Raw genomic sequence first — 25,105 nt, forward strand, 5'->3', positions numbered from 1 at the left:
CCATGGCCATGGACGCCATCTCCGTCATCCGCACCAAGCGGGACCGCGGCGAGCTCAGCCCCGAGCAGATCGACTGGATCATCGACGCGTACACCCGCGGCGTGGTCGCCGACGAGCAGATGGCGTCCCTCGCCATGGCGATCCTGCTCAACGGCATGAATCGGGCCGAGATCGCCCGCTGGACGGCGGCGATGATCGCTTCCGGCGAGCGGATGGACTTCTCGTCCCTCTCCCGGCCCACCGCCGACAAGCACTCCACCGGTGGCGTCGGCGACAAGATCACCCTGCCGTTGGCGCCGCTCGTCGCGGCCTGCGGGGCGGCCGTGCCGCAGCTCTCCGGCCGGGGTCTGGGGCACACCGGCGGCACGCTCGACAAGCTGGAGTCCATCCCCGGCTGGCGCGCCCTGCTGTCCAACGAGGAGATGCTCTCGGTGCTCGACGGCGTCGGCGCGGTGATCTGCGCGGCCGGCGACGGTCTCGCCCCCGCCGACAAGAAGCTCTACGCCCTGCGCGACGTGACCGGCACGGTCGAGGCGATCCCCCTGATCGCCTCGTCCATCATGTCGAAGAAGATCGCCGAAGGGACCGGCTCCCTGGTGTTGGACGTCAAGGTCGGAAGCGGCGCCTTCATGAAGACCGTCGAGGACGCCCGCGAGCTGGCCTCGACCATGGTGGGTCTGGGCGGTGACCACGGGGTCAGGACCGTGGCTCTGCTGACGGACATGTCCACGCCACTGGGACTGACCGCGGGCAACGCGCTGGAGGTTCGTGAGTCCGTGGAGGTGCTGGCCGGTGGCGGTCCGGCCGACGTCGTCGAGCTGACCGTGGCCCTGGCCCGCGAGATGCTCGTGGCCGCCGGGCTGCCCGACGCCGACCCGGCCAAGGCGCTGGCAGACGGTTCCGCCATGGACGCCTGGCGTCGCATGATCGCGGCCCAGGGCGGCGACCCCGACGCCGAGCTTCCCACGTCCCGGGAGCGGCACACGGTCACGGCCGGCGCCTCCGGCGTCCTCACCCGCCTGGACGCCTACGACATCGGCGTGGCCGCCTGGCGGCTCGGGGCGGGGCGGGCGCGCAAGGAGGACCCGGTGCAGGCCGGCGCCGGCGTCGAACTCCACGCCAAGCCGGGCGACCGCGTGACCGAGGGACAGCCTCTGCTCACCCTGCACACCGACACCCCCGAGCGGTTCGACTACGCCCTCTCCGCCGTCGAGGGGTCGTACGACATCTCCCCGGACGGGACGGACTTCACCCCCACGCCGGTCGTGATCGAGCGCGTCGCCTGATCGAGGACGCGCGAGCGAGGTACCGGGCGCCGGGGCCGGTGGGCGACCACCGACCCCGGCGCCCTCGTGTCCGCCCCCGCGTGACGAGGACGGCCGTGCCCGACCGCGTCACGCGGGTCGGCCGATCAGGGCAACAGTTGGCGCGCCAGCGCGTCCGCCGCCCACCGCTCCCAGCGGTCCGGAGTCCAGCCGCGGCCGGTGACGAGCAGACCAAACGTCTCCGGACCGAGAACGGCGAAGGCGATGTCGGCCGCGGACGCGGCATCGTGGCCGCCTCGCAGCGTTCCCCCGGTCTTGGACATCAGCGCCTCGCTGAACCGGAGTTGTACCGCGTGGCGCTGCTCCTGATTGGCCTGCCACAGGGCGGCCAACTCCGGGTCGGAGCCCGCCGCGCCGCGCACGACCTCCAGGACCGGGGTGGCGCGCTGCAGGACGCGGCGCGCTCCGGCGGCCTGGAGGGCGAGCTGGGCCGCCGGGTCGGGTGAGTCGACGACCTCATGTGCCCAAGGGCGTTCCAGCGTCGCCACCGGGTCGAAGTCCCCGGCGATCACCGTGTCGAGCAACTCCTTCAGCACCGCTCGCTTGGTGCCGAAGGTGAAGTAGACCGTCTGCACGCCGACTCCGGCGCTCCGGGCGATGTCCTCCACGGTCGTGCCCGCCCAGCCGTGTTCGGTGAACAGTTCGGCGGCGGCGTCGAGCATCCGCTTGCGGGTGCGGTGGGCCTTTTCGGCGCGGGTCATGGGGGTGGCCACGGTGCCTCCTCGATCCCCGGAACATTGACTGTAGTGAGACTACAGTGTTAGTGATTGGAGTATGACTACAGCGAAATCGGGTGGCTCGCCCGCCCGGCGGATCCTTGTCGTCGGCGGATACGGAGCCGTCGGCTCGGTCACGACGGCCACGCTCGACGCGTGGTTCCCCGGGCGCGTGGTGCCCGCCGGGCGGGACGAGGCACGGGCGCGCCGACTGGGCGGGGTGAGCGTCGACGTGACCGACCCCGGTGGAGTGGATCGCGCGCTGGACGAACTCGGCGACGTGTCCGCCGTCGTGCTGTGCGTCGAACCCCCCGACGACAGGGTCGCGCGAACCTGCCTGGAACGCGGCGTCCACCTGGCCGACGTCTGTGCCACCCCCCGGCTGGTCGACGCCACGGCCCGCTTGCACGACACCGCCGTGGCCTCCGGTGCCACGGCCGTTTCGAGCGTCGGCGTGGCACCCGGCCTGACGAACCTGCTCGCCCGCCGCGCCCACGAGGCCGTCGGCGGGGCGCGACACCTCGACCTGACCGTGATGCTGGGCTCCGGCGAGCGGCACGGCGGGGACGCGTTGCGCTGGACGGTGGAACAGCTGGCCGAGGTCACCACGGCCCCCACGCGACGAACTCCACTCCCCGGGTACGGCACGCGAACGGCGCACCCCTTCCCCTTCTCCGACCAGTACACGCTGGCGCGCACGCTCGACATCCCGTCGGTCACCACCCGGCTGTGCCTGGATTCCCGGCCGTTGACCGCCGCCCTCTTCGGGCTGCGCCGCACCGGCCTGCTCCGCGCCACCCGCCGACCGGGCGTCCGGCGGATGCTGACCCGTGCCCTCGGCCGGGTCCACCTCGGCGGTGACGGCTTCGCCCTGCGCGCCGATGCCCGACGCGGCGACCGTCATGCCTCCCTCGCCCTCACCGGGCACGGGCAGAGCCGGGTCACCGGCCTGGTCGCCGCGTACACCGTCCGCGAACTGCTCACCGGCACACTCCCCACCGGCGTGCACCACATGGAACAGTTGCCGGCGCTGGCCGCGATCCCGGACATCCTGGCGACCGAGCACGGCGTCGAACTCCACGAACCGGAAACCGGAGCGCCTCGGCCTCGTCGATGAGCGGGAAGCTCAGCGGGCGACCGCCGGAACCCCCCGCCTGTGGGCGGAGGAGGAAGTCAAGAAGCCCGTGGTGGCGCCGGGACCGGCCGGCGAGAGGGCGAAGGGCCGCGTCGACATCACCGCGTCCTCGCGCAACAGCGTGGTCAGGGCGGAGATGTCGTACGCCTCGAAGGCCGACACGTACCTGTCCAACAGGGCGCGCTGGCGGGCGTCCTGAGGAGTGGACACGTCGTCGTTCCGCTCGCCGCGGCGGTCGCTCAGCGTGGCGCGCGCCCGTTGGAGGGCGCTGTTCACGGAGGCGACGGAGGTGTCCAGGAACTCGGCGACCTCGCTCGCACGCCACGCGAGCACCTCCCGCAGGATCAGCACCGCGCGCTGCCGGGGCGGCAACCGTCGCAGGGCGGCCAGGAAGGCGAGTCGTACGGACTCCTTCGCCACGGCGGTCTCGGCCGGATCGTCGGTGGCCGGCAGCACCCGGGAGTCCGGCACCGGTTCCGGCCAGGTGTGGTCGGGGCGGGTGGTGAGCACGGCCCGGGCCAGTGGCGCGGGCCCCGTCAGGTCGATCGGGCGTGCGCGTCTGCCGCCGGCGGCCAGCAGGTCGAGACAGACGCGGGTGGCGATGCGGTAGAGCCAGGAGCGCAGGCCGGCACGGCCCTCGAAGCCGGCGTGGCCGCGCCAGGCACGCACGAGGGTCTCCTGGACGGCGTCCTCGGCTTCGAAGGAGGATCCGAGCATGCGGTGACAGAAGCCGGTCAGCTCGCGACGGTGGCTCTCCAGCGCCGCGTCCAACCCGGCGTCCGACACCGCCGCGACCGCCGTCCTCGTGTCGTCGTCCACGTCCATCCGCCCGCCCACTCCCCGGTCCCCGTCGCACGCCCGAGTGCCCGCGTGCCCTGTAAGCGAGAAGGTACGGCCCGCCACTGACATCGCCCCCTTCGGCGGCGAGACGTCCGCGTAGGCGCGGAAGCGGCCGGTCGTGTCGTCCGGGGGCCGCCGGATGGGCGGCGGGTGGTCGCCTCGGGGACCGCGGCGAGTTCCCGGTGGGGCGCCCGGTCGCTTCCCGAGGCCCCCGCCGCCGGACGGCCCGCCCTCCGGCGGCGGGGGAGGGCGGGCCGTGGGCGACGGTGGGGGCCGGGGCGCTTCGCGAAAGCCCCGCTTGGTCCGCCCCCTTCGGGCGGGTGGCGCGACGTTCGAAGCGTTCCCTAGTCGAAGCAGATCGCGGTGCTGACGCCGGTGCAGTTGGTGGGGGAGTTGTCGGTGATGACGTTGGTGCCGTAGGCGTCGATGGTGGCGCCGAAGCTGTTGTCGAGGCCGCCGGGTGCGACGGCGGCGGAGTTGTCCGTGATGGTGATGTCCGTGAGGCCGACGGTGGGGTCGCCGGTGCGGATGTAGACGCCGCCGGCGCTGCTCGCGAGAGCGCGGTTTCCGGTGACCTCGGTGCGCTGGAGAGCCAGGTTCGGTCGCGCGTGGATGCCGCCGGCTTCCCCGGTCGTGGCGACATTGTTCTTGATCTTGCTGTCCGCGATCACCGCGTTCCTGGGGGCCCAGACGCCTCCCGCGACCAAGGCGGAGTTGCCGGCGACGGTGCTCCTGCGGAGTTGGAGGTCGGTGTCCTGGACGTACACGGCGCCGCCGGTGGAGGTGGCCCTGTGGTTGAGGAAGGCGCTCTTGTCGATGTCCGTCGTGCCACCGAGAGCGGAGGTGACCGCCGGGCCGAGGTCGGCGGTGTTGTTCTTGAACAGGCTCTTGGCGATCGTGGTGGCGCCGTTGAAGGTCGCGATGGTGCCCCAGGTGCGGGAGGTGTTGCCGGTGAACTTGGAGGCGGTGATCTCCAGCTTGCTGGCGCCGTTGTAGACCCCCGCGCCCCTGTTGGCGGAGTTGTCGCGGAAGGTGCTGTTGCGGACGTGGGTGATGCCGTCGCTGTAGATGGCGCCGCCGTAGCTGTTTCCCCTGCCCCTGTTGCCCTCGAAGGTGACGTGGTCGACGTCGAGGAGGCCGCCGGGGGCGACGTAGGCGCCGCCACCGCCGGGGACGCCGCTGAGGTCGCTCGCGGTCTTGCCGCCGGACACGGTGAGGTGGCGGAGCTTGAGATCACCGCCGGTGTCGACGCGGAAGACGCGGAACCGGTCGGCGCCCGCGGCCCGGGTGATCGTCGCGCCGTTGCCGTCGATGACCATCCGCTGGACCACCACCGGCAACCCGGTCGCGCCGTCGTTCGCGGTCAGGGCGTAGGTGCAGTGCGGGGCGAGGCTGAGACGTCCACCGCCCTCGGTGTTCGCCGCCGTCATCGCCTCGATCAGCGCGTTCGGATCGCACTCGACCGACACGACCGGACCCCGATCACGCCCGCCCCCGCCGTCCCGGTCCTCGCCCTCGGCCTCGCCCCGAGGGGCGCCGGCGCCCCGGTGCTCGTCGGGGTTTCCGGCGTGCCGTGCCCAGTAGTCGCCGTCCCCGTCTCCGCCCCGGTCCGGGTCCCGCTCCTGGTCCTGAGTGGTGGAGGGAGAGTCTCCGCCGCCGGGCGCGGCCCCGGGGTGAGCGGGCCCCTTGAGGGCGGCGGGAACGTGCTCCGCGCCGGCGGTGGCGGGGATGAGGGTCGCGGTGGTGAGGGCGGTGGCCAGACCGGCCGCCGCCATGACGGCCAGTCTCCGGCGCCTCCCAGGCGAGGGCGGCCCACCGTCGGGCCGCACCCCCGTGTCCGTGTCGGTCTTCACCGCGGCGTTCGAGGCAGGGCGGTCCTGGGCGTGGGACATGTCGACTCCTTCGACCGGTGGGGCACATGACGGCGCATCAGTGATGCGGACTCCCCTCGGACGGGGTGTCACATCACGCATCAAAACATGACATAAACGGAAAATCTGGCCATCAGGAGGTCGTGTCCCGCGCGCACGGAAAAGCGGGATGCCGCGACCGGAGGCCTGTGCCCTGTCAGGAACGCCGCGTCCCTCGGCGACGACCCGAACACCCCGGGAGTGGCCCGCGAAGGCAGAGCGTCCTGCTCCGGCTCGTCACCGGTGGGGGATTCGCGCATCCCGCCGCGATCACCCGAGCCCGTGCCCCGTCGAAGCCGTCAGGCTCGACCTCGGCGCGTCGGACCGACCGCGGAAGTCGGCGATCGGCCCGTGCCCGGGCCGGAGTGAAGGCCGTCGGGCGCGTGGAAGCGGTCGGCGGCCACGAGCGCCGGTGAGGTCGGACGTCGGGCTCAGCGCCGGCGCGAGCTGCCGAAGCCGGCGGCCAGGGGCATGCGCAGCCCCAGAGGGGGCGGCGCCATGAGCGCGTCCTGGACCGGTCGTGCGAGCGGCCGGCCGAACAGTGTGCCCAGGACGAAGTCCACCGCCAACGCGGCGACCTCGCCGCGATAGTGGTGCAGGGCGTGTCCGTCGGAGTGCGCCTCGAAGCGGCACACCTCGCGGTTGGCCTTCTTCGCTCGGGCGGCGAGCCGGAAGGACAGTTCGGGGTCGACGCGTTCGTCGTCGGTGCCGTGCACGATCAGCACGCTGCGGCCACCCAGTTGCTTCACCGGCTCGGGCGAACCGGCGCCGTCGTCCTCCGGCAGCCAAGGGGCGATCGCGACGACGGAGCCGACGGCCTCGTGGCCGGCGGCCCGAAGCGCCGCCCGACCGCCCATGTCATGGCCCAGGAGGCAGACGGGGACGTCGCCGTAGCGCCGGATCGCCTGGTCGGCCGCTTGGGCGGCGTCCCGTGCCTGCTGTGTGGCGGGGCCGTTCCAGCCCCGGCAACGGTAGTGCACGACATGCGCCGCGAGCCCCTCCTCCCGGCCCGCGCGCACCAGTCGCCGTCCCATGCGGAACATGCCCGCGGTGGCCAGGAGCGGTGAGGGCCTGCGGTGGGAGTGCTCGTCGCCGGCCGGGAGCAGCAGCACCACCCCGCCGACCGGTCCTCGGTACGTGCCCAGCGCCCGGCCCAACCGCGCCCCGGGCGTCGATGTCGCGTCCTCTGCCATGGCGAAACAGTGCCAGAAGCGCGGGTGTACGACACCTGTCCGTGCTGTCCCTGTTGCATCTCGACCGATCGGCCCGCCGCGTCGGGCCCCGTCGCGGCGTCCTCGGGCCTCGACCGATCCACGGCGATCCGTAGCGGTCGGTTCTGATCGCTCCTGGTGGGGTGGGTCGATCGTGGACGCTCGCGCGTGGGCGGCCGGCGGAGTACGCGCCCTCCGCCGGCCGGCTTTCCCGGCGAGGAGAGAGTGATGTCGTCCCGAGGGAACACGGGTGAGGTGTCGATCGCTCGGGCGAATTTCCATCCGGTCCATCCGGAGATCGTGCGTCAATGTGTTGAGATGAGAATTCATTCCTTTCGATGAACGGTCGGACGGGGTCAAGAGTGGGGGCGCATTCTGGCGCGTCGGTGGAATGTGCGAATTCCTGACCGAGAGGACCGCTCCCATCAGCGGTTTCGTGACCCATCAGGTAGGGATGCCCCTCGTCGGTCGCCGCGAGGGTGTGGGCGCTTTCACGATCCATTCGCATTTCGATGTTTGCGGCGGACACCCCTGGATGTCTACGGTCGAGGACCGCTCACCATCCACACATCCCCCTTCGAGGAATTCATGAAGCAGTCTGCTGCCAAGACTCTCGGTGTCGCCGCGCTCGGCGCCGCCTTCGCCGCCACCGGGGCGGGTGCCGCGCAGGCGGCGCCGGCCACCCCCGACGCCGTCGGCACACTGGAAGGCGTCGCGCGAACCCTCCCCGCCGAGAACGTCTCCCAGGCTCTCCCGGGCGCCGGCCACGCGCTGACGGAGGGGCAGAACGTCGCCGGTCGAGGCCTGGAGGCGGCCCAGCCCGTCGCCCAGCAGTTGGTCGCCGAGCAGCTCGCCAACGGTCCCACCGAGCCGCTCACCGGCCTTCTCGGCGGTCTCCCGTTGCAGGGCCTGCCCACCGGCGGCCTCCCGACCGGCGGCCTGCCGGTGAACGGCCTTCCGCTCGGCTGAGCCGACGGTCACCGGGCGGGGCGCACCCGTGTCGAGGGTGCGCCCCGCCGCTTACCCGGCGCGCTTCGTGGAGGGGCGTGTCTATCGGCGCGTCGCCGCCTTCCCCTCCGCCGGCAGCAGCAGCCACAGCGCGAGGTAGAGCAGGAACTGCGGGCCCGGCAGCAGGCAGGACAGCACGAAGATCACGCGCATGGTCACCGGGGAGATGCCGAAACGCAGGGCCAGCGCGGCGCAGACACCGGCGATCACGCGGCCTTGGGTCGGTCGGACGAGGCGGCCGGCGGCGGGCATGGGTTCTCCTCTGTACGGCTTGGTTTCATCCGACGTGCTGGTGCGGGTCCCGCCTCGCGGGGTCCTCACCGCTCGTCCTCTCCCACGCTAGGGCGGCACGAGCGGGCGGGCGTCGCCCTAGGGTGTGATGCGGACCCTGGGAATCGTCGGGGTCCGTCCCTGAGCGGCCTCCCCCGACGGAACCCGCCCTCCCGGCCCTTCCCGTCGGAGCGGCGAGGCCCTCCGGCGCAGCCGGGACCGGGCGAACGGCACCACGGCCAGGTGGGCCAAGGCCACCCCCGCGATGTTCGGCGGCAGCGAGCCCATGTCGACGACCCGCCCCGGCACGCCACTCTGCAGCAACTCGATCGCCAAGGACAGCAACGCCCCCGCACCGACCGTGCGAAGGAGCGATCCCGGCGGGGACGCGTCGAGTCTGCCGTGCGCCAGCGGAAGCAGCACGCCCAGCGGTGCCAGCAGGGCCAGACCCTCGCCCAGCGGTCGCGCGGCCTCTGGCCAGCCGAGAGCCAGGTCGGCGCGGACGCCGTCGAGCGGACGCAGATTGGCCGGGAGGACCCAGGGCACGTCCAGCGGACGCAGCGTCAGCCAGGCGACCAACGCGAGGTGAGCGGTCAACAGGACGCACCCGATGACCCGGAGGCGGGGAGGGACACTGCCGCCGACGACGGAGCCTTGACGCTGCACGCCCACCAAGACGCGACGGGTCGGAAAATCGGTTCCTGCCCGTACGTCCCCTTCGGCTGAGGCGTGCGCCACACCCCGGAGGGGGTCGGCCGTGCCCTCAGCCCCCGGTGACGCGTCCGGACGGCGGCTCGTTTCCGCCCGGCCGTGCCCGCACCTCGTCCGTGCAGGTGTAGCGGAGTGGCTCCTCCGTGCCGGGGCCGCCCAACACCACCGAGCCCTCGTCCTCGGCGGCGGCGGAGTCCGAGAAGGTGCACACGATCTGCGCGAGGGCGTACGAGGTGAGGTCCTCCGGCGAGGTGCCGAGCCGCAGGGTGTCCGCGGGGTCGCCGCGCCGAGGTCCGCCGACCGTCGTCTCCCGTACGTCGCTGGTGTAGCCGGCCTCCTGCTCGGCGGCCGACGGAGGGGTCGCCAGCTCGTCCAGGAGGGCCTGCGCGGCCAACACCCTTCGGGAGTCCTCCGATCCGCCGGGTGTCCGCACCGTGCGGTCCACGGCCACCAGCGAGGACCCGCACAGCAGGAACACCCGCACCGGCACCCCGCCGGCGCTCTCGGAGCGGGAGTCCGACGGCGTCGACGCGCACCTGGCCCGGGACGGGGCGGGACCGTACTCCGTCGGCACCTCCGTGGCCCGGATACCGCAACCCGCGAGCAGCGTCCCGAGCGCGAGGAGGGCGAGGAGCGCGGGCAGTCGGCGTGTCGTCATCGTTCCCCTCCGTTCCCCTCCGGTCCGTCGGGCTCCGGCTCCGCGCGGTCGTCCCGCGACCCGGCGGTGCTCTTGGGGTCGTCCGTTCCCCGGCCGTCGCCACCGTCCGCGCCCGGGAGGGCGGAGGCGTCCCGGGGCAGCCGCAGCGTGAAGACGGCCCCTCCCTCGGCGGAGTTGGACGCCGTGATCTCCCCGCCGTGGATGTGCGCGTTCTCCAAGGCGATGGAGAGGCCGAGGCCGCTGCCCTCGGAGCGCGGGCGGGAGGCGCTGGCCTTGTAGAAGCGGTCGAAGACGTGTGGCAGAACGTCCTCCGGGATGCCGGGTCCGTGGTCCCGCACCCGGATCGTGACGGCGTCCGGCTCCTCCCGCACGGAGACCCGCACCGGGGACCCGCCGTGTTTGAGGGCGTTGCCGATCAGATTGGCGACGATCACGTCGAGCCTGCGCGGGTCGAGGCGGGCGTGGACGCCGCGATCGGCGTCCAATTCGACGGCGTCCAGCCACGCCCTGGCGTCCACGCAGGCGGTGATCTGGTCGGCGACGTCGACGTCGTCGAGGACGAGCCGCGCCGTGCCGGCGTCGAAGCGCGTGACCTCCATGAGGTTCTCGACCAGGTTGTTCAACCTCCGCGTCTCGCCCACCACGAGACGCACCGCGGGTTCGATCATCGGGTCGATGCCGCCGCTCTCCGAGTCCAGTTCCTCCTCCAGGACCTCCGTCACGGCGGTGAGGGCGGTCAGCGGGGTACGGAGCTCGTGGCTCATGTCCGCGACGAAGCGCCGGGACGCCTGTTCCCGGGCGGCCATCTCGCTGACCCTCTTCTCCAGCGCCGCCGCGGCGCTGTTGAACGTCCTGGACAGATCGGCGAGTTCATCGGTGCCGGACACTCGCAGCCGGGTGTCCAGCCTGCCCTCGCCAAGACGTCGGGCCGCGACTCCCAGGCGCTGGACCGGCTTGAGGACCGTGGACGCCGCGGCCTGGGCGAGCAGCGCCGAGCCGATCAGCGCCAACGCGGTGGCCACCCCCAGCGACCACGCCAAGGACTCCAGGTCCTCCGCCTCGGGCTCCAGGGACTTGAACATGTAGCCGGTCGTCCCGCCGCCGATCACCCTGGCACCGGCGACCAGGTAGGGGGTGTCGCCTCGGGAGATCCGCTGCCAGTAGAGGTGGTAGGGGGCGGAGTCGGCGTCCGACGGCTCCTGTTCCTCGTTCACGGCCGCGCGCAGACGCTCCGGTACGTCGGACAACGAGAACCCGCCCAGTCCGCCGGAGCCGCCGAACACCGTCCCGCCGCCGGCGTCCTCGGCCACGAGCAGCACGCCGAAGCGCTGACTGCTGGTGGCCATCTGACCGGCGGTGTGCTGCAACTCGTCCTGGGTGGGGTGCTCCGGAAGTGACCCCGCGCGGTTCTGCATCTCCTGCTCGAAGTCGCCGAGGACGGCGTCCTGGGCGCGGGTGAGGACCGCTTCGCGGTTCAGCCAGTAGGCGATGCCGGACGCCGACACCGCCGCGGTGAGCGCCACCAGACCGAAGACGACGACCAGTCGGAGTCGCAGGCTGGTCAGGCGCAGCCGCGAGAGGAGCCCCCGGCGCGCCGCGGACCACCCGCGTCCGCGTCCCGGCCACCGGCCGGTCACGGGGGCGGATCCAGTCGGTAGCCCACGCCGCGAACGGTCCGGATCAGGGTCGGCGACGACGGCACGTCCTCGACCTTGGCACGCAGCCGCTGCACACAGGCGTCGACCAGGCGGGAGTCGCCGAGGTAGTCGTGCTCCCACACCAGCCGCAGCAGTTGCTGCCGGGACAGCGCCTGCCCGGGACGCCTGCTGAGTTCCAGCAACAGCCGCAGCTCGGTCGGGGTGAGTTGGAGATCCTCGCCGTTCTTGGTGACGCTCATGGCGGCCCGGTCGATGACGAGGCCGCCGAAGGTCGCCGCGTCGTTGGACTCCCGTTCGCCGCGCCGCAGCACGGCCCTGATCCGAGCATCCAGCACACGCCCCTGGACGGGCTTGACGACGTAGTCGTCGGCGCCCGACTCCAGCCCGACGACCACGTCGATGTCGTCGCTCCGGGCGGTGAGCAGGATGATGGGCAACTGGTCGGTGCGGCGGATGCGGCGACACACCTCGAAGCCGTCGATGCCGGGCAGCATCACGTCCAGCACGACCAGGTCCGGGCGCTGTTCGCGCAGCAGCGTCAGACCGGCCTCACCGCTGGCAGCGGTCGCCACCCGGTGCCCCTGGCGCGTCAGGGAGAGCTCCAGGGCCGTGCGGATGGCGTCGTCGTCCTCGATCAGCAACAGGGAAGGCACGGGGCACATTCTTGCCCATGCGCGGGGGGTGTCTCGACCCCCCGGTGTCGTGCCGCCGCCTCGCGGGAGGGCGATCGGGGTCGCGCCCGGCGACAGGCCGGGGCGACAGGCCCTGTGACAGGTCTGTGACAGTCGGCGGACACCCCGATGAACTGCCCCGGGCAGGATTCTCGACACAGACACCACGGGAGTCCACGACGGGGGGCGCGCGATGAGCACACTGCACGGCACCAACACCAGCGCAGTGGTCACGCGCCTGCACGGGGCGCAGCCGCGTCGGGCTCCGGGGAAGACCGGTGCCGAGGGCGGCGCCCCCCGCGCGAACGGGTTCGAACGCGCGGGGGGACGGGGGCGCGCTCGCGGCACCGGGCGTCAACACACCGTCGGCATGGCGGTGGTGGACGCCCACAAGGGGGACCGGGGGGACACCTCCGGGGGAGCGTACGGGGAGGGGACGAGGGAGCCTCGCTCCCTGTCCGAGGCGGAGTTCACCGCCTACGTCCGGGAGCGTCGCGCCTCCCTGTACGCCACCGCCTACCACCTCACCGGCGACCGCCACGAGGCCGAGGACCTGCTGCAGAGCGCGCTGTTCTCGACCTACCGGGCGTGGGACAGGATCAGCGACAAGGCCGCCGTCGGCGGGTACCTCCGTCGGACGATGACCAATCTGCACATCAGCGCGTGGCGCCGCCGCAAGCTGAACGAGTACCCGACCGAGGAACTCCCGGAGACCGTCGGCGACACGGACGCGATGCGGGGGACGGAGCTGCGCGCGGTCCTGTGGCAGGCCCTTGCCCGGCTGCCCGAGCCACAGCGCACGATGCTGGTCCTGCGGTACTACGAGGGACGTACGGATCCGGAGATCGCCGACATACTCGACATCAGCGTCGGCACGGTGAAGTCCAGCATCTGGCGGTCGCTGCGTCGGATGCGGGACGACGAGGTCCTCGCCTCGGGGCGGGACCGGGGCGACGCCTTCGGGGAGCTGGCGGGCTGAGGGGCCGGAAGATCCCTCGCGTCGCGGCCCGGAGGGGCGTCCGTCGGCCGGCGCGCGAGCCGCGCCTCGGGCCGGGGCGCACGGGGGAGGGGGAGCGGGGCCGGAGGGCCGGGGGGTCCGTCCGGTCCCGCCCCACGAGTCGCCGGGACGAGGGTCCCCGGCCGGCGGGGCCGTCAGGCGGCCGAGGGCGTCTGGGACCGTCCGCTCGCCGCGGCGTCGGACAACCGTCCCAGTGCCTCCTCCCGACCGCAGGCGTGGGCGCCCAACGCCGTCTGCCGGGCGATGATCGAACGCTCCCGCCGCATCAGCCGCCAACCGCGCCGCAGCAGGAACGGCACCGACTTGCGTCCCTCCCGCAGATCCCGGGCGAACCGGCGGCGGAACGTCGCGACCGGTCCCCGGCTCAGGCAGAGAGCGTCGGCGAGGACGCCCGCCTCACGGCAACGGGCGACGATCTCGGCGGCGAAGATTCCCTCCGCGACGAACAGGGGCGCGTCCCCGATGTCCACCGCTTCCTCGCCCGTACGCGCGCTGAGCGAGATGTCGTAGACGGGCACCCGGGTGCGGCCGGTGGCGCACAGCTCCGTGATCGCGGAGACGGCCGCGTCGGCGTCCCAGGACCCGGGGTGGTCCCAGTCGACGGCCGAGCTCCCGGGGAGCGGGGGGAGCGTGGGGTCGTCGCGCTCCTTGTAGAAGTCGTCGAGCCGCAGCACCGGCAGGCCGGAGCGGGCCGCGAGCAACGACTTGCCGGAACCGGAGGGGCCGCTGAGCAGCGCGACCCGGGTCTGTATGGGCGGTTGGGAACTCACGGGTCACCAGTGTGGGGCATCGATCGCCCTGGGTACGACCTCGCGGGCCCTTGGTGCAGCGCGCATCACACCACGACCACGCTCCGCGTCGAACGCGTCACGTTCCGCAGCGACTTCGGGGTAGGCTGACGACACTTCGACGGCATCCCACAGCGAGAGGTGACGACAGCGATGGCCCGACACGCGTCCCCCCGGACTCCCACGGCCCGGCGCGCCCTGATCGCGCTGGCGACGGCGGGGGCGGCCCTGGGCGCGGGCGCGCCACTCGCCGCCGCGGACGGTGGGGAGTCCCTCGCCGGTCTGGCGCAGACCCGCCCCACCTCCCTGGGTGAGGTGGATCCCGAGTCCGGTCTGGCCGCGACGACCGGCGTCGTCGGTCATGTCGCCGGCGCGGTGACTGGGCTCAAGCCCAATCCGCTCGCGGGCACCGGCGTCGACCCGCTGGACAACGGCGTGGGGACACGGGTGGCCGACTTTCGGCCGGTGGCGACGCGGACCGTCACCGGACCCGTTGCCCAAGCCGAGTCGATCGGCGGCATGCCGGTGGTCGGGCAGGCGGCCGGGCTGCTCGGGGCCTGACGGCTCCCGAGCGACCGGCCTCGCTCGGGTCGGTGGACCCGGTGACCGGATTCTTGGGCGCAGGCCCCGTCCTTCAGGGCGGGGTTAGCCCATCCTCGGCCCGAGGCGCGCAGCGCCGAGCCTCACTCCGCGTCCCGACGGCGACGCGCCGGATGGGCGGCACGCCAGGCATCGATGCCGTCGACGGGCCACAGCGATGCGCGGCCGACCTTCACCGGCTTTGGGAAGTCGGGCGCCCGGTTGGCGAGGTTGTAGACGCTCTGCCGGTTGATGCCAAGTCGTTCGGCGGCCTGGGTGGTCGTGAGGTAGCCGGGGATGTCCATGGGTTCACGGTATCCGCATGCGGTAGGTCGTCTACTGCTATGTTGGCAGTAGATCAGCTACTCGATAAGGGGGTGTGGGGTGCAGTTGCGCTACAACTACCGGCTGTACCCCACAGCCGGGCAACGGAAGGAACTCGCGAAAGCATTCGGCTGCGCCCGAGTCGTCTTCAACGACGCCCTCCGCGCACGGCGGGAAACGCACGCGGCGGGGCTGCCGTACATCAAGGACACCGACCTTCAGAAGCAGGTCATCACCGCTGCGAAGCGCACCGAGGAACGGGGCCGGCTCGCCGAGGTGTCCTCCGTGGTCCTTGTGCAGGCGCTTGCCGACCCGCACACCGCCTACCGGAACTTCTTCGCCTCCGTCACCGGCAAGCGCAGGGCGCCTCACGGACAGGGTGAAGTGGTCCACCACCCCGTCCAGACCCAGATCCCGCCCCACCGCGCAGCCCCTTCCACCCGCCCCCGTGATCGGCATTCGGGCTGGACGGTAAGAGCACGGCCGCACACCGGGCACGGACATTCACGAAGTGGCCCGGCAAGGCGGGCGGACCTGGTACGGGCGCCCAGGGCCGATGGCACGTACTCCCGGAGCGCGCGGCCGGTCAGCTGAGGGGGATGGCGTACGCGCGCGAAGATGCCTGCCGATGATCGCCTCGCGGAGATGTCCGGAGATGACGTGGTCTTCTTCGACGCCCATCCGTCGGGCCTTCGTCGTTCGGGAATGGTGCATGCGGTCGGCCGGAGAATCGACTACGGTTGACAGCGTGTGAGATTCGGCAATGACCATCTGTGACGCGGTGCGGGGCGCGATGCCCCAAGCGGCCCTCTGCTGAGCCCTCCGGCGCGATGTACCGCCGGGCGCGGCTCGTGGGCTGTGCTGCTCGTGGCCTGCCCGTTGTTGCCGACGGTGTTCACCTCTCCCCCCTTAAGCCCTGGCCTTGCTCTGCCCGTTTCTTCGACGGGTTTGACGGGCCAACCATGCATCCGGCTGTGTTGATCCGTCCCGTACGTCCCGGATGGGTGCCCTGCGCTGAGGCCAGCGAACGATTCCGCGACCGGCGGGGCCCCAGGAAGACGGAGCGCACCCGTGCCGGGCCCTGTCGGCGGTCTCCGCCACAGAAAGGACTTCATATGACTCACCCCGAAGGTTCCGCCGCGCGGCAGCAGCGTGCGGACGCCCTGATGGACGAACGCTTTGTGCCGGTGGACACCGACAGCCTGGACGGTGAGCAGTACGATCGTGAGGAGCGCACCGCACTACGCCGGGTCACCGGGCTCTCCACTGAACTCTCCGACGTCACCGAGGTCGAGTACCGCAGACTGCGCCTGGAGCGGGTCGTACTCGTCGGAGTCTGGATGTCTGGCTCCGTCGACGAGGCCGAGAGCTCACTCGCCGAACTGGCCGCGCTGGCGGAGACGGCAGGCGCCCTGGTGTGCGACGGGGTCATCCAACGGCGGCAGGAACCCGACCCCGCGACCTACATCGGATCGGGCAAGGCCGCGGAGCTGCGCGAGATCGTAGAGGAGGCCGGTGCCGACACGGTCGTATGCGACGGAGAACTGAGCCCCAGCCAGCTGGTCCACCTTGAGGACGTCGTACGCGTCAAGGTCGTGGACCGTACCGCGCTGATCCTGGACATCTTCGCGCAGCACGCCAAGTCCCGCGAGGGCAAGGCTCAGGTGGCACTGGCCCAGATGCAGTACATGCTCCCCAGGCTGCGCGGCTGGGGCCAGTCGATGTCCCGGCAGATGGGCGGCGGAGGCGGGGGCGGCATGGCGACCCGCGGACCCGGCGAGACGAAGATCGAGACCGACCGGCGGCAGATCCACGAGCGGATGGCCAAACTCCGCCGGGAGATCGCCCAGTTGAAGACCGGACGGGACATCAAGCGCGAGGAGCGGCGGCGCAACAAGGTGCTGTCGGTCGCCCTCGCGGGGTACACCAACGCCGGCAAGTCCTCCCTGCTGAACCGGCTCACCGGCGCCGGAGTGCTCGTGGAGAACGCGCTGTTCGCCACTCTGGACACGACGGTGCGCCGCGCGGAGACCCCGAGCGGCCGCACCCACACCATCGCCGACACCGTTGGTTTCGTGCGGCACCTTCCGCACCACCTTGTCGAGGCGTTTCGCTCCACGATCGAAGAGGTGGCGGACGCGGACCTGGTGCTGCACGTGGTGGACGGCTCGCACCCGGAACCGGAAGCGCAACTCGCCTCCGTCCGGGAGGTCCTGGCGGAGGTCGGCGCCGGCGGGATCAGGGAGGTCGTCGTAGTCAACAAGGCAGACGCCGCCGACCCCGACGTGCTCTTCCGCCTGCTGGAGGCGGAGCCGGGCTCGATCGCCGTCTCCGCGCGCACCGGAGACGGTGTCGAGGCCCTGCGGGACCTTGTCGACGCCCTTCTGCCGCACCCCGAGGTGGAGATCGAGGCCATGATCCCCTACACCCAGGGCGGCCTGATCGCGCGGGCCCACCAGGAGGGCGAGGTGCTCTCGGCCGAGCACACCGAGCAAGGGACCCTGCTCAAGGCGAAGGTGGGGCCGGAACTGGCGTCCGTGCTACGGGCCTACCCCCAGCCGTGACCCAGGGTGGGAGGGCCGGGAGGCGGACCCGGCCCTCCCACCCTGGGCTCAGGCCAGACCGGTTGCCGGTGCAGCCTCGTACCGACTACGCTGGCGGCATGGGTTCCCTGTGATCGGTACGTGTGGTCCGCGAAGGCGTGGGACGTCGAGCCTGGCTCCGTCACCACGCCCCGCCGTGCACCTCTGAGGAAACAACCGCACCGCGATCCTTCGCCGTGCGGTATTCCCACCGAACGGATCCCCTCCCGACGGTCTTCTGCGTGCGCGGCGACATCACTCAAACCAGTGACGATCAGGAGGACTCCTGCGTGTCGACAGCGCAACTCGCCCTGCATGACATCACCAAGCGTTACCAGGACCACGTCGTACTCGACCGGATCGGCGTCACGATCAAGCCGGGCGAGAAGGTCGGTGTCATCGGGGACAACGGATCCGGCAAGTCCACGCTGATCAAACTCATCGCCGGGCAGGAACAGCCCGACAACGGCGCGCTCACCGTAGTCGCGCCCGGTGGAGTCGGCTATCTGGCCCAGACACTGGAACTGCCGCTGGACGCCACGGTCCAGGACGCCGTCGATCTGGCCCTGGCCGACCTGCGGGAACTGGAGGAGGGCATGCGCCGGGCCGAGGCCGAGCTGGCCGAAAGGCCGCACCAGGAAGAGCCGGATGCCGAACTCGCCGCCCTCCTGGAGGGCTACGCCGTGCTGGTCGATCGGTACCAGGCTCGGGGCGGCTACGAGGCCGACTCCCGGGTGGAGATCGCGCTGCACGGACTCGGGCTGCCCGGGCTGGACCGCGGCCGGAAGCTGGGCACCCTGTCCGGCGGCGAGCGGTCGCGCCTCGCCCTGGCCGCGACTCTGGCCTCGGAACCCGAACTGCTGCTGCTGGACGAGCCGACCAACGACCTGGACGACCGGGCCGTGGGCTGGCTGGAGGAACACCTGCGGAGGCACAAGGGCACCGTCGTCGCAGTCACCCACGACCGGCTGTTCCTCGACCGGCTCACGACCACGATCCTGGAGGTCGACTCCGGCACGGTGGCCCGCTACGGCAACGGCTACGAGGGCTATCTGGCGGCCAAGGCGGCCGAACGACAGCGTCGGCTTCTGGAGTACGAGCAGTGGCGCGCCGAACTGGACCGCAGCCGCGAGCTGATCACGTCCAACGTGGCACGGCTGGACAACATCCCGCGCAAGCTTCCCGTCGCCGTCTTCGGCGCCGGGCAGTTCCGGAGGCGCGGACGGGGCCACGGCGCGATGGTGCGGATCCGCAATGCCAAGGAACGGGTCGCACGGCTGACCGAGAACCCCATCGCGCCGCCGCCCGAGCCGCTCACCTTCACCGCGGAGATCAGCACCGAGGCCGCACAACCGGAGGAGACGGTGGCCGAACTCACCGGCGTACGGGTGGACGACCGGCTCGGCATCGACGCCCTGCGCCTCGGGCCCGGTGACCGGCTGCTGATCACCGGCCCCAACGGGGCCGGCAAGACGACACTGCTGCGCGTGCTCTCCGGGGAGCTGACGCCCGACAGCGGATCGGTGCGGGTTTCGGGCCGGGTCGGGCATCTCAGGCAGGAACAGGCACCATGGCCGACGGGGACGACAGTGCTTCAGGCCTTCGGCAGTGGACGGGTCGGCGACATCGACGAGCACACCGAGGCACTGCTCTCGCTCGGGCTGTTCAGCCCGGACGACCTGCGGCAGCGGGTGGAGACACTGTCGTACGGGCAGCGACGCCGCATCGAACTGGCCCGGCTCGTGACCGAGCCGGTGGACCTGCTGCTGCTGGACGAGCCCACCAACCACCTCTCGCCCGCGCTCGTCGAGGAACTGGAGGAGGCGCTGACCGGCTATCAGGGCACGGTGGTCGTCGTCACCCACGACCGGCGCATGCGATCCCGCTTCAACGGCGCCCACCTGACGCTGCGTGACGGGCTCGTGGCCGAGTTCACCGCCGCCTGATCGCTGGGTCCGTACGGACGGAGAGACGGCCGACGGGGGTCCGTCCCTCCGTCCGATCAGAGGCGGACGAGCAGGGTTTTCGCGGCGCCGGTAGTTGCCACCAGCCGCTAACAGCAAGGGTCACGTCGGACGGCGTGCGGCGGGGTCGCGTTCGGCGACGTGTCGGGCGACCGAGTCGACTCCGGGGCGGGCGTAGCGCTCAAGGGAGCGGACGGAAGCGTGGCGGGAGCGGGCCAGCAGCATCGGGGTCGAGGTGCCATCCTCAGCGTCGTGTGTCAAGGCGCTGTGACGTAGGCGGTGGAGCGTCCACCCGTCCAGGTTTTCGATGTCCTCGGGCGAGGCGAGGGGGTTGGCCAGCAGCCTTGTGTTCTCCTCGAAGATCTCCTCAGCCCGGCGGTAGGAGAGCCGGGCCCTGCTGGTCTCCGGACAGACGTCGAGCGTCGGCGTCCCGGCGGGGGCCCTGCGGTCGGTGAGGAACAGCGGTCCGCGGGTACGGCGGCCGATGAGGCGGGGCAGGAGCTGGGCGGTGCCCGACTGCCAGTGAATCCACTCGGTCGCCCCGCCCTTGGCGGTGATCTTCCCCCGTTTGTCCTGCGGGTAGAGGTCTTCCACATTCAGGCACAGCACCTCGTCGGCCCGTGCGGCGGACTCGTAGAGCATCTTCCACTGCGTCTTCTCCCGCAGGGCGACGTCCAGCCGCCACAGGGCGGCGATCTGGTTCTCCGCGAGGGCCTTGGTGCGGTCGGGCGGCGCCGGCCGCCGCTCGATGCCGATCGTCGGATCGCATCCGATCCAGCCCTGGCGCTGCCACCAGCCGATCGCCTTGCGCGCGATGGACAACTCCCGGTTGACGGTGTCGGCGTCCATCTCGTCCGCCCGCGCCGCCGCCAGTTCGGCCAGCACTTCCGGCAGCGCCGGGTCGTCGATCGCGGCGATGGGGAAGACGGGCGGCTCCGCGCCGCGGCGGGCGGGTCCGGTCGGCGCGGGTTCACCGGCGAGCATCCATCCCCATGTCGTGAGCGAGATCCGGTAGATCCGCGCCGAGGACTGAGCGATGCCCGCACCGGTGAGGTACCGCTCGACCGCCGCGGCGTACGACGACGGCGGGGCAGACAGGGGCACCACCCGGGCGCGCGGCAGCCGGAACGCGCCCCCGCTCCAGAGGTCGGTCACCGGTTCGATCGTCACGTCCGCCCCACCCTCCCAGCCCTGCCGCAGTAAATGCGTACACCTCGCCCCGGCGGCCGCGATGCCCCGCAACAAGTCGCAGTGATCACCATAGAGGTCCTACCGCAGTAAATCCGGCATTTACTGCGGTAGTTCTTCCGGTTTCCGCTGGGCGGCTGCGGTGAGCTGGGCGGCCAGATCCTTGAGCGCCTGCCGCAGTTCGTCGGGATGGTGGATGGTGAAGGGCCACTCCAGGGAGGCGAGCATGTGGGCCATGCCGTCCAGCCGTTCTGCCCGTGCGTGCATGAGAACACCGGTGGGCTGGGCGGTGAGGGTCACCGCTGAGCGAGGCAGTCGGCAGGCGATCTCATCGAGGGGGCCATGGATCGTCACCTCGACCTGCCAACGGTAGGGCCCCTGGGCGAGGGTCGAGGTCAGGTGGGCGACGGGGTCGAAGCCGTCGGGTGCGGTGAAGCTGTCGGCTCGGGAGGTGACGGAGGCGATGCGGTCGATACGGAAGGTACGCAGGCTGTCGCGGAGGTGGTCGTGGCCAACGACGTACCAACGGCCGGTGTGGAAGACCACGCCGTAGGGGTCGATGTCGCGTTCGGTGTGTTCCTGGCGCCAGGACTGGTGGCTGATACCGATGGTCGCGCGGGCGCGGGAGGCCTGGGCCAGTGCCAGCAGGACGTCGGTTCCGGGTGCCTGCCCAATCACGGTGTTGGCGGTGAACGACAGGGTCTCCCGCATGGCGGCGAGCGGTTCGCGCAGGGCGTGCGGGAGCACCCGCTCGATCTTGGCCAGGGCACCGGCACTGGCCGGCGCGGTGGTGCCCATGCCCAGACGTTCTGCCGCGAGCAGGCCAAAGACGACGGCGAGAGCCTCGTCATTGGTGAGGACCAGGGGTGGCATCCGGTAGCCGCGGGCCAGTCGGTAGCCGCCGTAGCGGCCGCGTTCGGCCTCCACGGGGATGCCCAGCTCCCGCAGGTGCGCGGTGTACCGGCGCACTGTGCGCACGTCGGTGTCCAGCCGGTCGGCCAGCTCCGTCCCGGTGAGCCGGGCGTTGGACTGGAGGAGTTCCAGCAGGGTCAGCACACGGGTCAAGGGATGCGACATGGATCACTCGGCATTTCAGGGCGGATTCTGTCCTGTATCGACTTTACGCTCCGGGCAGCACCTACTTCTGGGAGATCACATGGCCACCTTCGTACTCGTTCCCGGGGCCTTGACCCCGAATCCTGGACACGGGCTATGCGGCTTGAGCCAGCGTAGTTGATGTTGCGGCGAGTGCCGTCTCGTAGGCGATCGGGCTGCGTTGTCCGAGTCGTGAGTGGCGGCGTCGGGTGTTGTAGCGGTTCAGCCATCGGAAGGCGTCGAGCCGGGCTTCGCGCTCGCTGGACCAGCTCTTGCGGCCTTGGAGGGTTTCCCGCTTGAACGTCGCGTTGAAGGACTCGGCCAGCGCGTTGTCCGCCGAGCTGCCGACCGCGCTCATGGACTGGCGGACACCGGCCTTCGAGCAGGCGTGGGCGAAGGCCCGACTGGTGTATTGCGCCCCGTGGTCGCTGTGCATGACGGCCCCCGCGAGGCTGCCGCGGGTCCGTATCGCCGCGTCCAGGGCATCGGTGACGAGCTCGGTCCGCATGTGATCGGCCAGCGCCCATCCGGCCAGGCGGCGCGAGGCGAGGTCGATGACCGTGGCGAGATAGAGGAACTTCCCACCGTCCAGCGGGAGATACGTAATATCGCCGGCATACCTGGTGTTCGGCTCCGTGGCGGTGAAGTCCCGGCCGATCAGGTCGGGCGCCTTCGCGGCGGCCGGGTCCGGGACCGTGGTGCGGTGTCTGCGGCGCAGGCGCGTCCCGGCGATACCGGCAGTGCGCATGAGGCGGGCGACGCGCTTGTGGTTGACGCGCTCACCGTCCTCGCGGAGCTCGGCGGTGATCCTGGGGACACCGTAGGTGCCGTCCGACTCCCGGTGGACGGTTTGGATCCGTGCGGCGAGCTGGGCGTCGGCCGCCCGGCGGGCCGCCCGGTCCGGTGCGGTCCGGCGACAGTAGTAGAAGCTGGAGCGGGCGATGCCCAGGACCTGGCACAACCGCTTCACGCCGTATCGGCGCTGGTGGTCGCAGACGAACTGGAAGCGGTTCACCAGCGCGTCTCCCCGGCGAAATACTTCGCGGCCTTCCGCAGGAGCTCGCGTTCCTCCTCCAGCTCGCGGATCTTCTTCCGCGCGGCGGCGAGCTCTGCCTGAAGCGAAGACTCCGGCACCGCCGGACCCTCCGGGCGGCGGCCACGGGGACGGGCGGCACCGGCCGCCCGGATCCAGTTCCTCAGCGTCTCCGGGTTGACCCCCAGATCAGCGGCGACCGACTTGATCGTCGCCCCGGGCCGCGACTCGTACAGCGCGACCGCGTCCGCCTTGAACTCAGGCGGGTAGTGCTTCATGACCACGGGACATCCGTTCTCCTGGACCTTCAAGATCCAAGTGTCTCGGGTGTCCAGGATCCGGGGTCAAGGCCCCCGGCGCCTGGCTCGGGGCGTGGGCCTGGGAAGACACCGCCCGAGCTCTGCAGGAGCGCGGCCACACGGCGCTGCCGCTGACCCTGACCGGCCTGGCCGAACACGCCGACCAGGCCGGACCCCGGGCAGACCTGGACACGCACATCGCGGACATCACCGGCTTCATTGAGCGGAACGGTCTGCGCGACGTCACGCTGGTCGCCCACAGCTACGCGGCTGCCCCGGTAACCGGGGCAGCCGGACGTCTCGGCGACCGCCTGGAGCGCGTGATCTACGTGGACAGCGCCCCGTTCGCCGCAGGCATGTGCATGCTCGACCTCATGCCGCCGCAGGCAGCGGACCAGCTGCGCCAGCAGGTCGACGCTTCCGGCGACGGGTGGCGGCTACCGATGCCGCCCTTTGAGGTCCTGGGCTTGTCCAGCAGCCTCGATGGGCTCGATGAGGGCCAGCGGAACGCTCTGCGCACGCGTGCCACCCCTCAGCCGTTCGGCACTTTCACCCAGCGTCTCGCCGGCCCGGCCGAGCCCGGTCCCGGTGTGGACCGTGTCCTGATCGCCTGCCGTGACTTCACGGGACTGCTGGAAGCCGGGGTGCCGATGCTGGCCTACCTGAACCAGCCGCCGTGGCGGCCCTTCGACCTGCCCACCGGGCACTGGCCGATGCTGTCCGCGCCCGCCGAACTCGCCCATGTCCTCGACAAGGCCGTCTCCTGACCGCGCTGGCCGAGAGGCACAGCCCGATGCCTGGCCACGAGAGCATCCGCAGGCTGCGGGGGCTTCCCCCCGAGAAGTGGACACCAGTTCGTGGTGTTATGCGGCGAGTGTCATCGTATCCGACTGTCGTTCGTACTCCTGCTCCCGGGCGACGGGGCTGAGTTGGCCGTTTGCCGAGTGCCGTCGCCGGGTGTTGTAGCGGAAGACCTGCCGGCGGCATGTGGCGGCCCCCGGGAAGCGGCGGGCGCCCTTGAGGATCTCCCGCTTCAGCGAGGCGTGGAAGCTCTCGCAGGCGGCGTTGTCCGCGGAGGTCCCGACCGCGCCCATGGACTGGGTGACGCCCAACTGCGCGCACAGATCGGCGAATTGGCGGCTGGTGTACTGTGCGCCGTGATCGGTGTGGAAGATCGCTCCGGCGAGGCTGCCGCGGGTGGCGGCGGCCATCGTGAGCGCGTCGGCGACGAGATCGGTGCGCATGTGGTCGGCGATCGACCAGCCGGCCACCCGGCGGCTGAAGCAGTCCAGCACGGTCGCCAGATAGAGGAACTCCCCGTCGCCGACGGGCAGATATGTGATGTCGCCCATGTACTTGGTGTTCGGGGCGGCGGCGGAGAAGTCGCGGCGGAACAGGTCCGGCACGGGGGTGGCGGACGGCTCGGGTACCGTGGTGCGGACCTTCTTGCGCAGGTGCGTGCCGACGATACCGAAGGCGCGCATCACCCGGGCCACTCTCTTCTCGTTGACCGGCGCCTGGCCGGCCTCCCGGAGCTCGGCGGTGATGCGCGGGGCCCCGTAAGCTCCGTCGAACTCGGTGTGTATGGCCTTGATCCTGGCGGCGAGGGCGACGTCGGCCTGCTCGCGGGCTGTGCGGGCCGGGGCGGCGGCGCGCCACTTGTAGTAGCTGGAGCGCTGCACGTCCATGACCTGGCACAGCCGCTTGACGGGGAAGTCCTCCCGGTGGGCGGAGATGAACGCGAAGCGGCTCACCAGTTCATCTCCGAGGCGAAAAACTTCGTCGCCTTGCGCAGGATGTCGCGTTCCTGGGCGAGTTTCTGGTTGTCCTTGCGGACCGTCTTCAGCTCGGCCTCCAGGGCTGCGATGCGTTCGCGCAGCTCGTCGGGGCCGGCTGGGCCGTCCGGGGTGGGGTGCTGGTCACGTTCTTCCTGGTGGTGCCGGTGGTTTCGGTGCGGGCGCGGTGGGCGCTCACCCAGTTCCGCAGGGTCTCGCGACTGACGCCGAGATCGTCACCGATCTGGGCGTAGGTGTGGCTCGGGTCCGAGAGGTACAGGGTGACGGCGTCGGCCTTGAACTCGGGCGAGTAGACCCTCATCACCATAAATGACTCCTTCTGGCCG

General features: G+C 71.5%; 22 protein-coding genes and 2 pseudogenes. 9 read left to right on the forward strand and 15 right to left on the reverse strand.

Features of this window, described 5'->3' with window-relative positions; translation table 11 throughout:
• Positions 1-2: 2 nt before the first annotated feature.
• On the forward strand, positions 3-1,286 hold the full coding sequence (locus tag JEK78_RS14375) for a thymidine phosphorylase (RefSeq protein WP_200259123.1): 1,284 nt from the start codon (positions 3-5) through the stop codon (positions 1,284-1,286).
• A 125-nt stretch (positions 1,287-1,411) separates the two neighbouring features.
• Here JEK78_RS14375 and JEK78_RS14380 read toward each other — a convergent pair whose 3' ends face one another.
• A complete protein-coding gene (locus JEK78_RS14380; RefSeq protein WP_242483075.1) occupies positions 1,412-2,038 on the reverse strand; it encodes a TetR/AcrR family transcriptional regulator in 627 nt (208 codons plus the stop codon).
• Positions 2,039-2,099: 61 nt separating this feature from the next.
• Here JEK78_RS14380 and JEK78_RS14385 point away from each other — a divergent pair, with 61 nt between their 5' ends.
• A complete protein-coding gene (locus tag JEK78_RS14385) occupies positions 2,100-3,158 on the forward strand; it encodes a saccharopine dehydrogenase NADP-binding domain-containing protein (RefSeq protein WP_242483076.1) in 1,059 nt (352 codons plus the stop codon).
• 51 nt (positions 3,159-3,209) lie between these two features.
• On the opposite strand, the pseudogene JEK78_RS14390 reads toward JEK78_RS14385, so the two are convergent.
• The 3 genes and pseudogenes from JEK78_RS14390 to JEK78_RS14400 form a co-directional block, all read right to left on the reverse strand.
• Positions 3,210-4,001 (reverse strand): annotated as a pseudogene (locus tag JEK78_RS14390) (RNA polymerase subunit sigma-70); the annotation flags it as partial.
• Positions 4,002-4,360: 359 nt separating this feature from the next.
• A complete protein-coding gene (locus tag JEK78_RS14395; protein ID WP_200259127.1) occupies positions 4,361-5,908 on the reverse strand; it encodes a hypothetical protein in 1,548 nt (515 codons plus the stop codon).
• A 449-nt stretch (positions 5,909-6,357) separates the two neighbouring features.
• Positions 6,358-7,119, reverse strand: coding sequence for an alpha/beta fold hydrolase (locus JEK78_RS14400; protein WP_200259129.1), 762 nt, complete (start codon positions 7,117-7,119; stop codon positions 6,358-6,360).
• A 606-nt stretch (positions 7,120-7,725) separates the two neighbouring features.
• Between JEK78_RS14400 and JEK78_RS14405 the strand changes: the two genes are divergently transcribed.
• Positions 7,726-8,106, forward strand: a complete 381-nt coding sequence (locus JEK78_RS14405; protein WP_200259131.1) for an ATP-binding protein — start codon at positions 7,726-7,728, stop codon at positions 8,104-8,106.
• Between the two features lie 81 nt (positions 8,107-8,187).
• Here JEK78_RS14405 and JEK78_RS14410 read toward each other — a convergent pair whose 3' ends face one another.
• From JEK78_RS14410 to afsQ1, 5 genes are all read right to left on the reverse strand, one after another.
• Positions 8,188-8,397 (reverse strand): PspC domain-containing protein, encoded by a 210-nt coding sequence (locus tag JEK78_RS14410; protein WP_200259134.1) that lies wholly within the window; start codon positions 8,395-8,397, stop codon positions 8,188-8,190.
• A gap of 117 nt (positions 8,398-8,514) precedes the next feature.
• Positions 8,515-9,081 (reverse strand): VanZ family protein, encoded by a 567-nt coding sequence (locus tag JEK78_RS14415; protein WP_200259138.1) that lies wholly within the window; start codon positions 9,079-9,081, stop codon positions 8,515-8,517.
• A 97-nt stretch (positions 9,082-9,178) separates the two neighbouring features.
• On the reverse strand, positions 9,179-9,784 hold the full coding sequence (locus JEK78_RS14420) for a hypothetical protein (RefSeq protein ID WP_200259141.1): 606 nt from the start codon (positions 9,782-9,784) through the stop codon (positions 9,179-9,181).
• A complete protein-coding gene (locus tag JEK78_RS14425; RefSeq protein ID WP_200259143.1) occupies positions 9,781-11,421 on the reverse strand; it encodes a HAMP domain-containing sensor histidine kinase in 1,641 nt (546 codons plus the stop codon). Before JEK78_RS14425 ends, JEK78_RS14420 begins: the two co-directional genes overlap by 4 nt.
• Entirely contained in the window at positions 11,418-12,095 is a 678-nt protein-coding gene (afsQ1, locus tag JEK78_RS14430) for a two-component system response regulator AfsQ1 (RefSeq protein WP_200259145.1), read from the reverse strand. The genes JEK78_RS14425 and afsQ1 overlap by 4 nt, the downstream gene beginning before the upstream one ends.
• A gap of 211 nt (positions 12,096-12,306) precedes the next feature.
• On the opposite strand from afsQ1, the gene JEK78_RS14435 reads away from it, so the two are divergent.
• Positions 12,307-13,092 carry a SigE family RNA polymerase sigma factor gene (locus JEK78_RS14435; RefSeq protein ID WP_200259147.1) on the forward strand — a complete coding sequence of 262 codons (786 nt, stop codon included), beginning with the start codon at positions 12,307-12,309 and terminating at the stop codon, positions 13,090-13,092.
• 173 nt (positions 13,093-13,265) lie between these two features.
• On the opposite strand, the gene JEK78_RS14440 is transcribed toward JEK78_RS14435, so the two are convergent.
• On the reverse strand, positions 13,266-13,901 hold the full coding sequence (locus JEK78_RS14440; RefSeq protein WP_200259150.1) for a uridine kinase: 636 nt from the start codon (positions 13,899-13,901) through the stop codon (positions 13,266-13,268).
• Positions 13,902-14,072: 171 nt separating this feature from the next.
• Here JEK78_RS14440 and JEK78_RS14445 point away from each other — a divergent pair, with 171 nt between their 5' ends.
• Complete coding sequence (locus JEK78_RS14445) at positions 14,073-14,480, forward strand: hypothetical protein (RefSeq protein WP_200259152.1); 408 nt, start codon at positions 14,073-14,075, stop codon at positions 14,478-14,480.
• A 122-nt stretch (positions 14,481-14,602) separates the two neighbouring features.
• Here JEK78_RS14445 and JEK78_RS14450 read toward each other — a convergent pair whose 3' ends face one another.
• Complete coding sequence (locus tag JEK78_RS14450) at positions 14,603-14,803, reverse strand: helix-turn-helix domain-containing protein (RefSeq protein ID WP_200259154.1); 201 nt, start codon at positions 14,801-14,803, stop codon at positions 14,603-14,605.
• A gap of 79 nt (positions 14,804-14,882) precedes the next feature.
• Here JEK78_RS14450 and JEK78_RS23795 point away from each other — a divergent pair, with 79 nt between their 5' ends.
• The 3 genes from JEK78_RS23795 (at position 14,883) to car(A) (ending at position 19,350) form a co-directional block, all read left to right on the forward strand.
• Positions 14,883-15,416 carry a helix-turn-helix domain-containing protein gene (locus tag JEK78_RS23795; protein ID WP_200259157.1) on the forward strand — a complete coding sequence of 178 codons (534 nt, stop codon included), beginning with the start codon at positions 14,883-14,885 and terminating at the stop codon, positions 15,414-15,416.
• 521 nt (positions 15,417-15,937) lie between these two features.
• Positions 15,938-17,386 carry a GTPase HflX gene (gene hflX, locus JEK78_RS14460; RefSeq protein WP_200259159.1) on the forward strand — a complete coding sequence of 483 codons (1,449 nt, stop codon included), beginning with the start codon at positions 15,938-15,940 and terminating at the stop codon, positions 17,384-17,386.
• 308 nt (positions 17,387-17,694) lie between these two features.
• Positions 17,695-19,350, forward strand: coding sequence for an ABC-F type ribosomal protection protein Car(A) (car(A), locus tag JEK78_RS14465; RefSeq protein ID WP_200259161.1), 1,656 nt, complete (start codon positions 17,695-17,697; stop codon positions 19,348-19,350).
• Positions 19,351-19,470: 120 nt separating this feature from the next.
• Here the strand turns inward: car(A) and JEK78_RS23405 are convergent, their stop codons facing one another.
• The 3 genes from JEK78_RS23405 to JEK78_RS14485 form a co-directional block, all read right to left on the reverse strand.
• Complete coding sequence (locus JEK78_RS23405; RefSeq protein WP_242483077.1) at positions 19,471-20,538, reverse strand: site-specific integrase; 1,068 nt, start codon at positions 20,536-20,538, stop codon at positions 19,471-19,473.
• 120 nt (positions 20,539-20,658) lie between these two features.
• Positions 20,659-21,633 (reverse strand): transcriptional regulator, encoded by a 975-nt coding sequence (locus tag JEK78_RS14480; protein WP_200259163.1) that lies wholly within the window; start codon positions 21,631-21,633, stop codon positions 20,659-20,661.
• 133 nt (positions 21,634-21,766) lie between these two features.
• Positions 21,767-22,968, reverse strand: a protein-coding gene (locus JEK78_RS14485; RefSeq protein WP_200264172.1) for an IS3 family transposase whose coding sequence is annotated in 2 segments (ribosomal slippage) — positions 21,767-22,677 and positions 22,677-22,968 — 1,203 coding nt in all. Because the reading frame shifts where the segments join, the coding sequence is not laid out codon by codon here.
• Between the two features lie 116 nt (positions 22,969-23,084).
• Here JEK78_RS14485 and JEK78_RS14490 point away from each other — a divergent pair.
• On the forward strand, positions 23,085-23,750 hold the full coding sequence (locus tag JEK78_RS14490) for an alpha/beta hydrolase (protein ID WP_242483408.1): 666 nt from the start codon (positions 23,085-23,087) through the stop codon (positions 23,748-23,750).
• A 96-nt stretch (positions 23,751-23,846) separates the two neighbouring features.
• On the opposite strand, the pseudogene JEK78_RS14495 reads toward JEK78_RS14490, so the two are convergent.
• Positions 23,847-25,086, reverse strand: a pseudogene (locus tag JEK78_RS14495) (IS3 family transposase).
• Between the last annotated feature and the right edge of the window lie 19 nt (positions 25,087-25,105).

It is taken from the genome of Streptomyces sp. HSG2, assembly GCF_016598575.1.
Classification (GTDB): domain Bacteria; phylum Actinomycetota; class Actinomycetes; order Streptomycetales; family Streptomycetaceae; genus Streptomyces.

Coding starts and splice junctions, on each gene's coding strand:
- JEK78_RS14445 (WP_200259152.1), top strand. CDS start 14,073: ATGGCCCGACACGCGTCCCCCCGGACTCCCACGGCCCGGCGCGCCCTG.
- JEK78_RS14405 (WP_200259131.1), top strand. CDS start 7,726: ATGAAGCAGTCTGCTGCCAAGACTCTCGGTGTCGCCGCGCTCGGCGCC.
- JEK78_RS14385 (WP_242483076.1), top strand. CDS start 2,100: ATGACTACAGCGAAATCGGGTGGCTCGCCCGCCCGGCGGATCCTTGTC.
- JEK78_RS14450 (WP_200259154.1), bottom strand. CDS start 14,803: ATGGACATCCCCGGCTACCTCACGACCACCCAGGCCGCCGAACGACTT.
- JEK78_RS14375 (WP_200259123.1), top strand. CDS start 3: ATGGCCATGGACGCCATCTCCGTCATCCGCACCAAGCGGGACCGCGGC.
- JEK78_RS14410 (WP_200259134.1), bottom strand. CDS start 8,397: ATGCCCGCCGCCGGCCGCCTCGTCCGACCGACCCAAGGCCGCGTGATC.
- JEK78_RS14400 (WP_200259129.1), bottom strand. CDS start 7,119: ATGGCAGAGGACGCGACATCGACGCCCGGGGCGCGGTTGGGCCGGGCG.
- JEK78_RS14435 (WP_200259147.1), top strand. CDS start 12,307: ATGAGCACACTGCACGGCACCAACACCAGCGCAGTGGTCACGCGCCTG.
- JEK78_RS14420 (WP_200259141.1), bottom strand. CDS start 9,784: ATGACGACACGCCGACTGCCCGCGCTCCTCGCCCTCCTCGCGCTCGGG.
- JEK78_RS14480 (WP_200259163.1), bottom strand. CDS start 21,633: ATGTCGCATCCCTTGACCCGTGTGCTGACCCTGCTGGAACTCCTCCAG.
- JEK78_RS14395 (WP_200259127.1), bottom strand. CDS start 5,908: ATGTCCCACGCCCAGGACCGCCCTGCCTCGAACGCCGCGGTGAAGACC.
- hflX (WP_200259159.1), top strand. CDS start 15,938: ATGACTCACCCCGAAGGTTCCGCCGCGCGGCAGCAGCGTGCGGACGCC.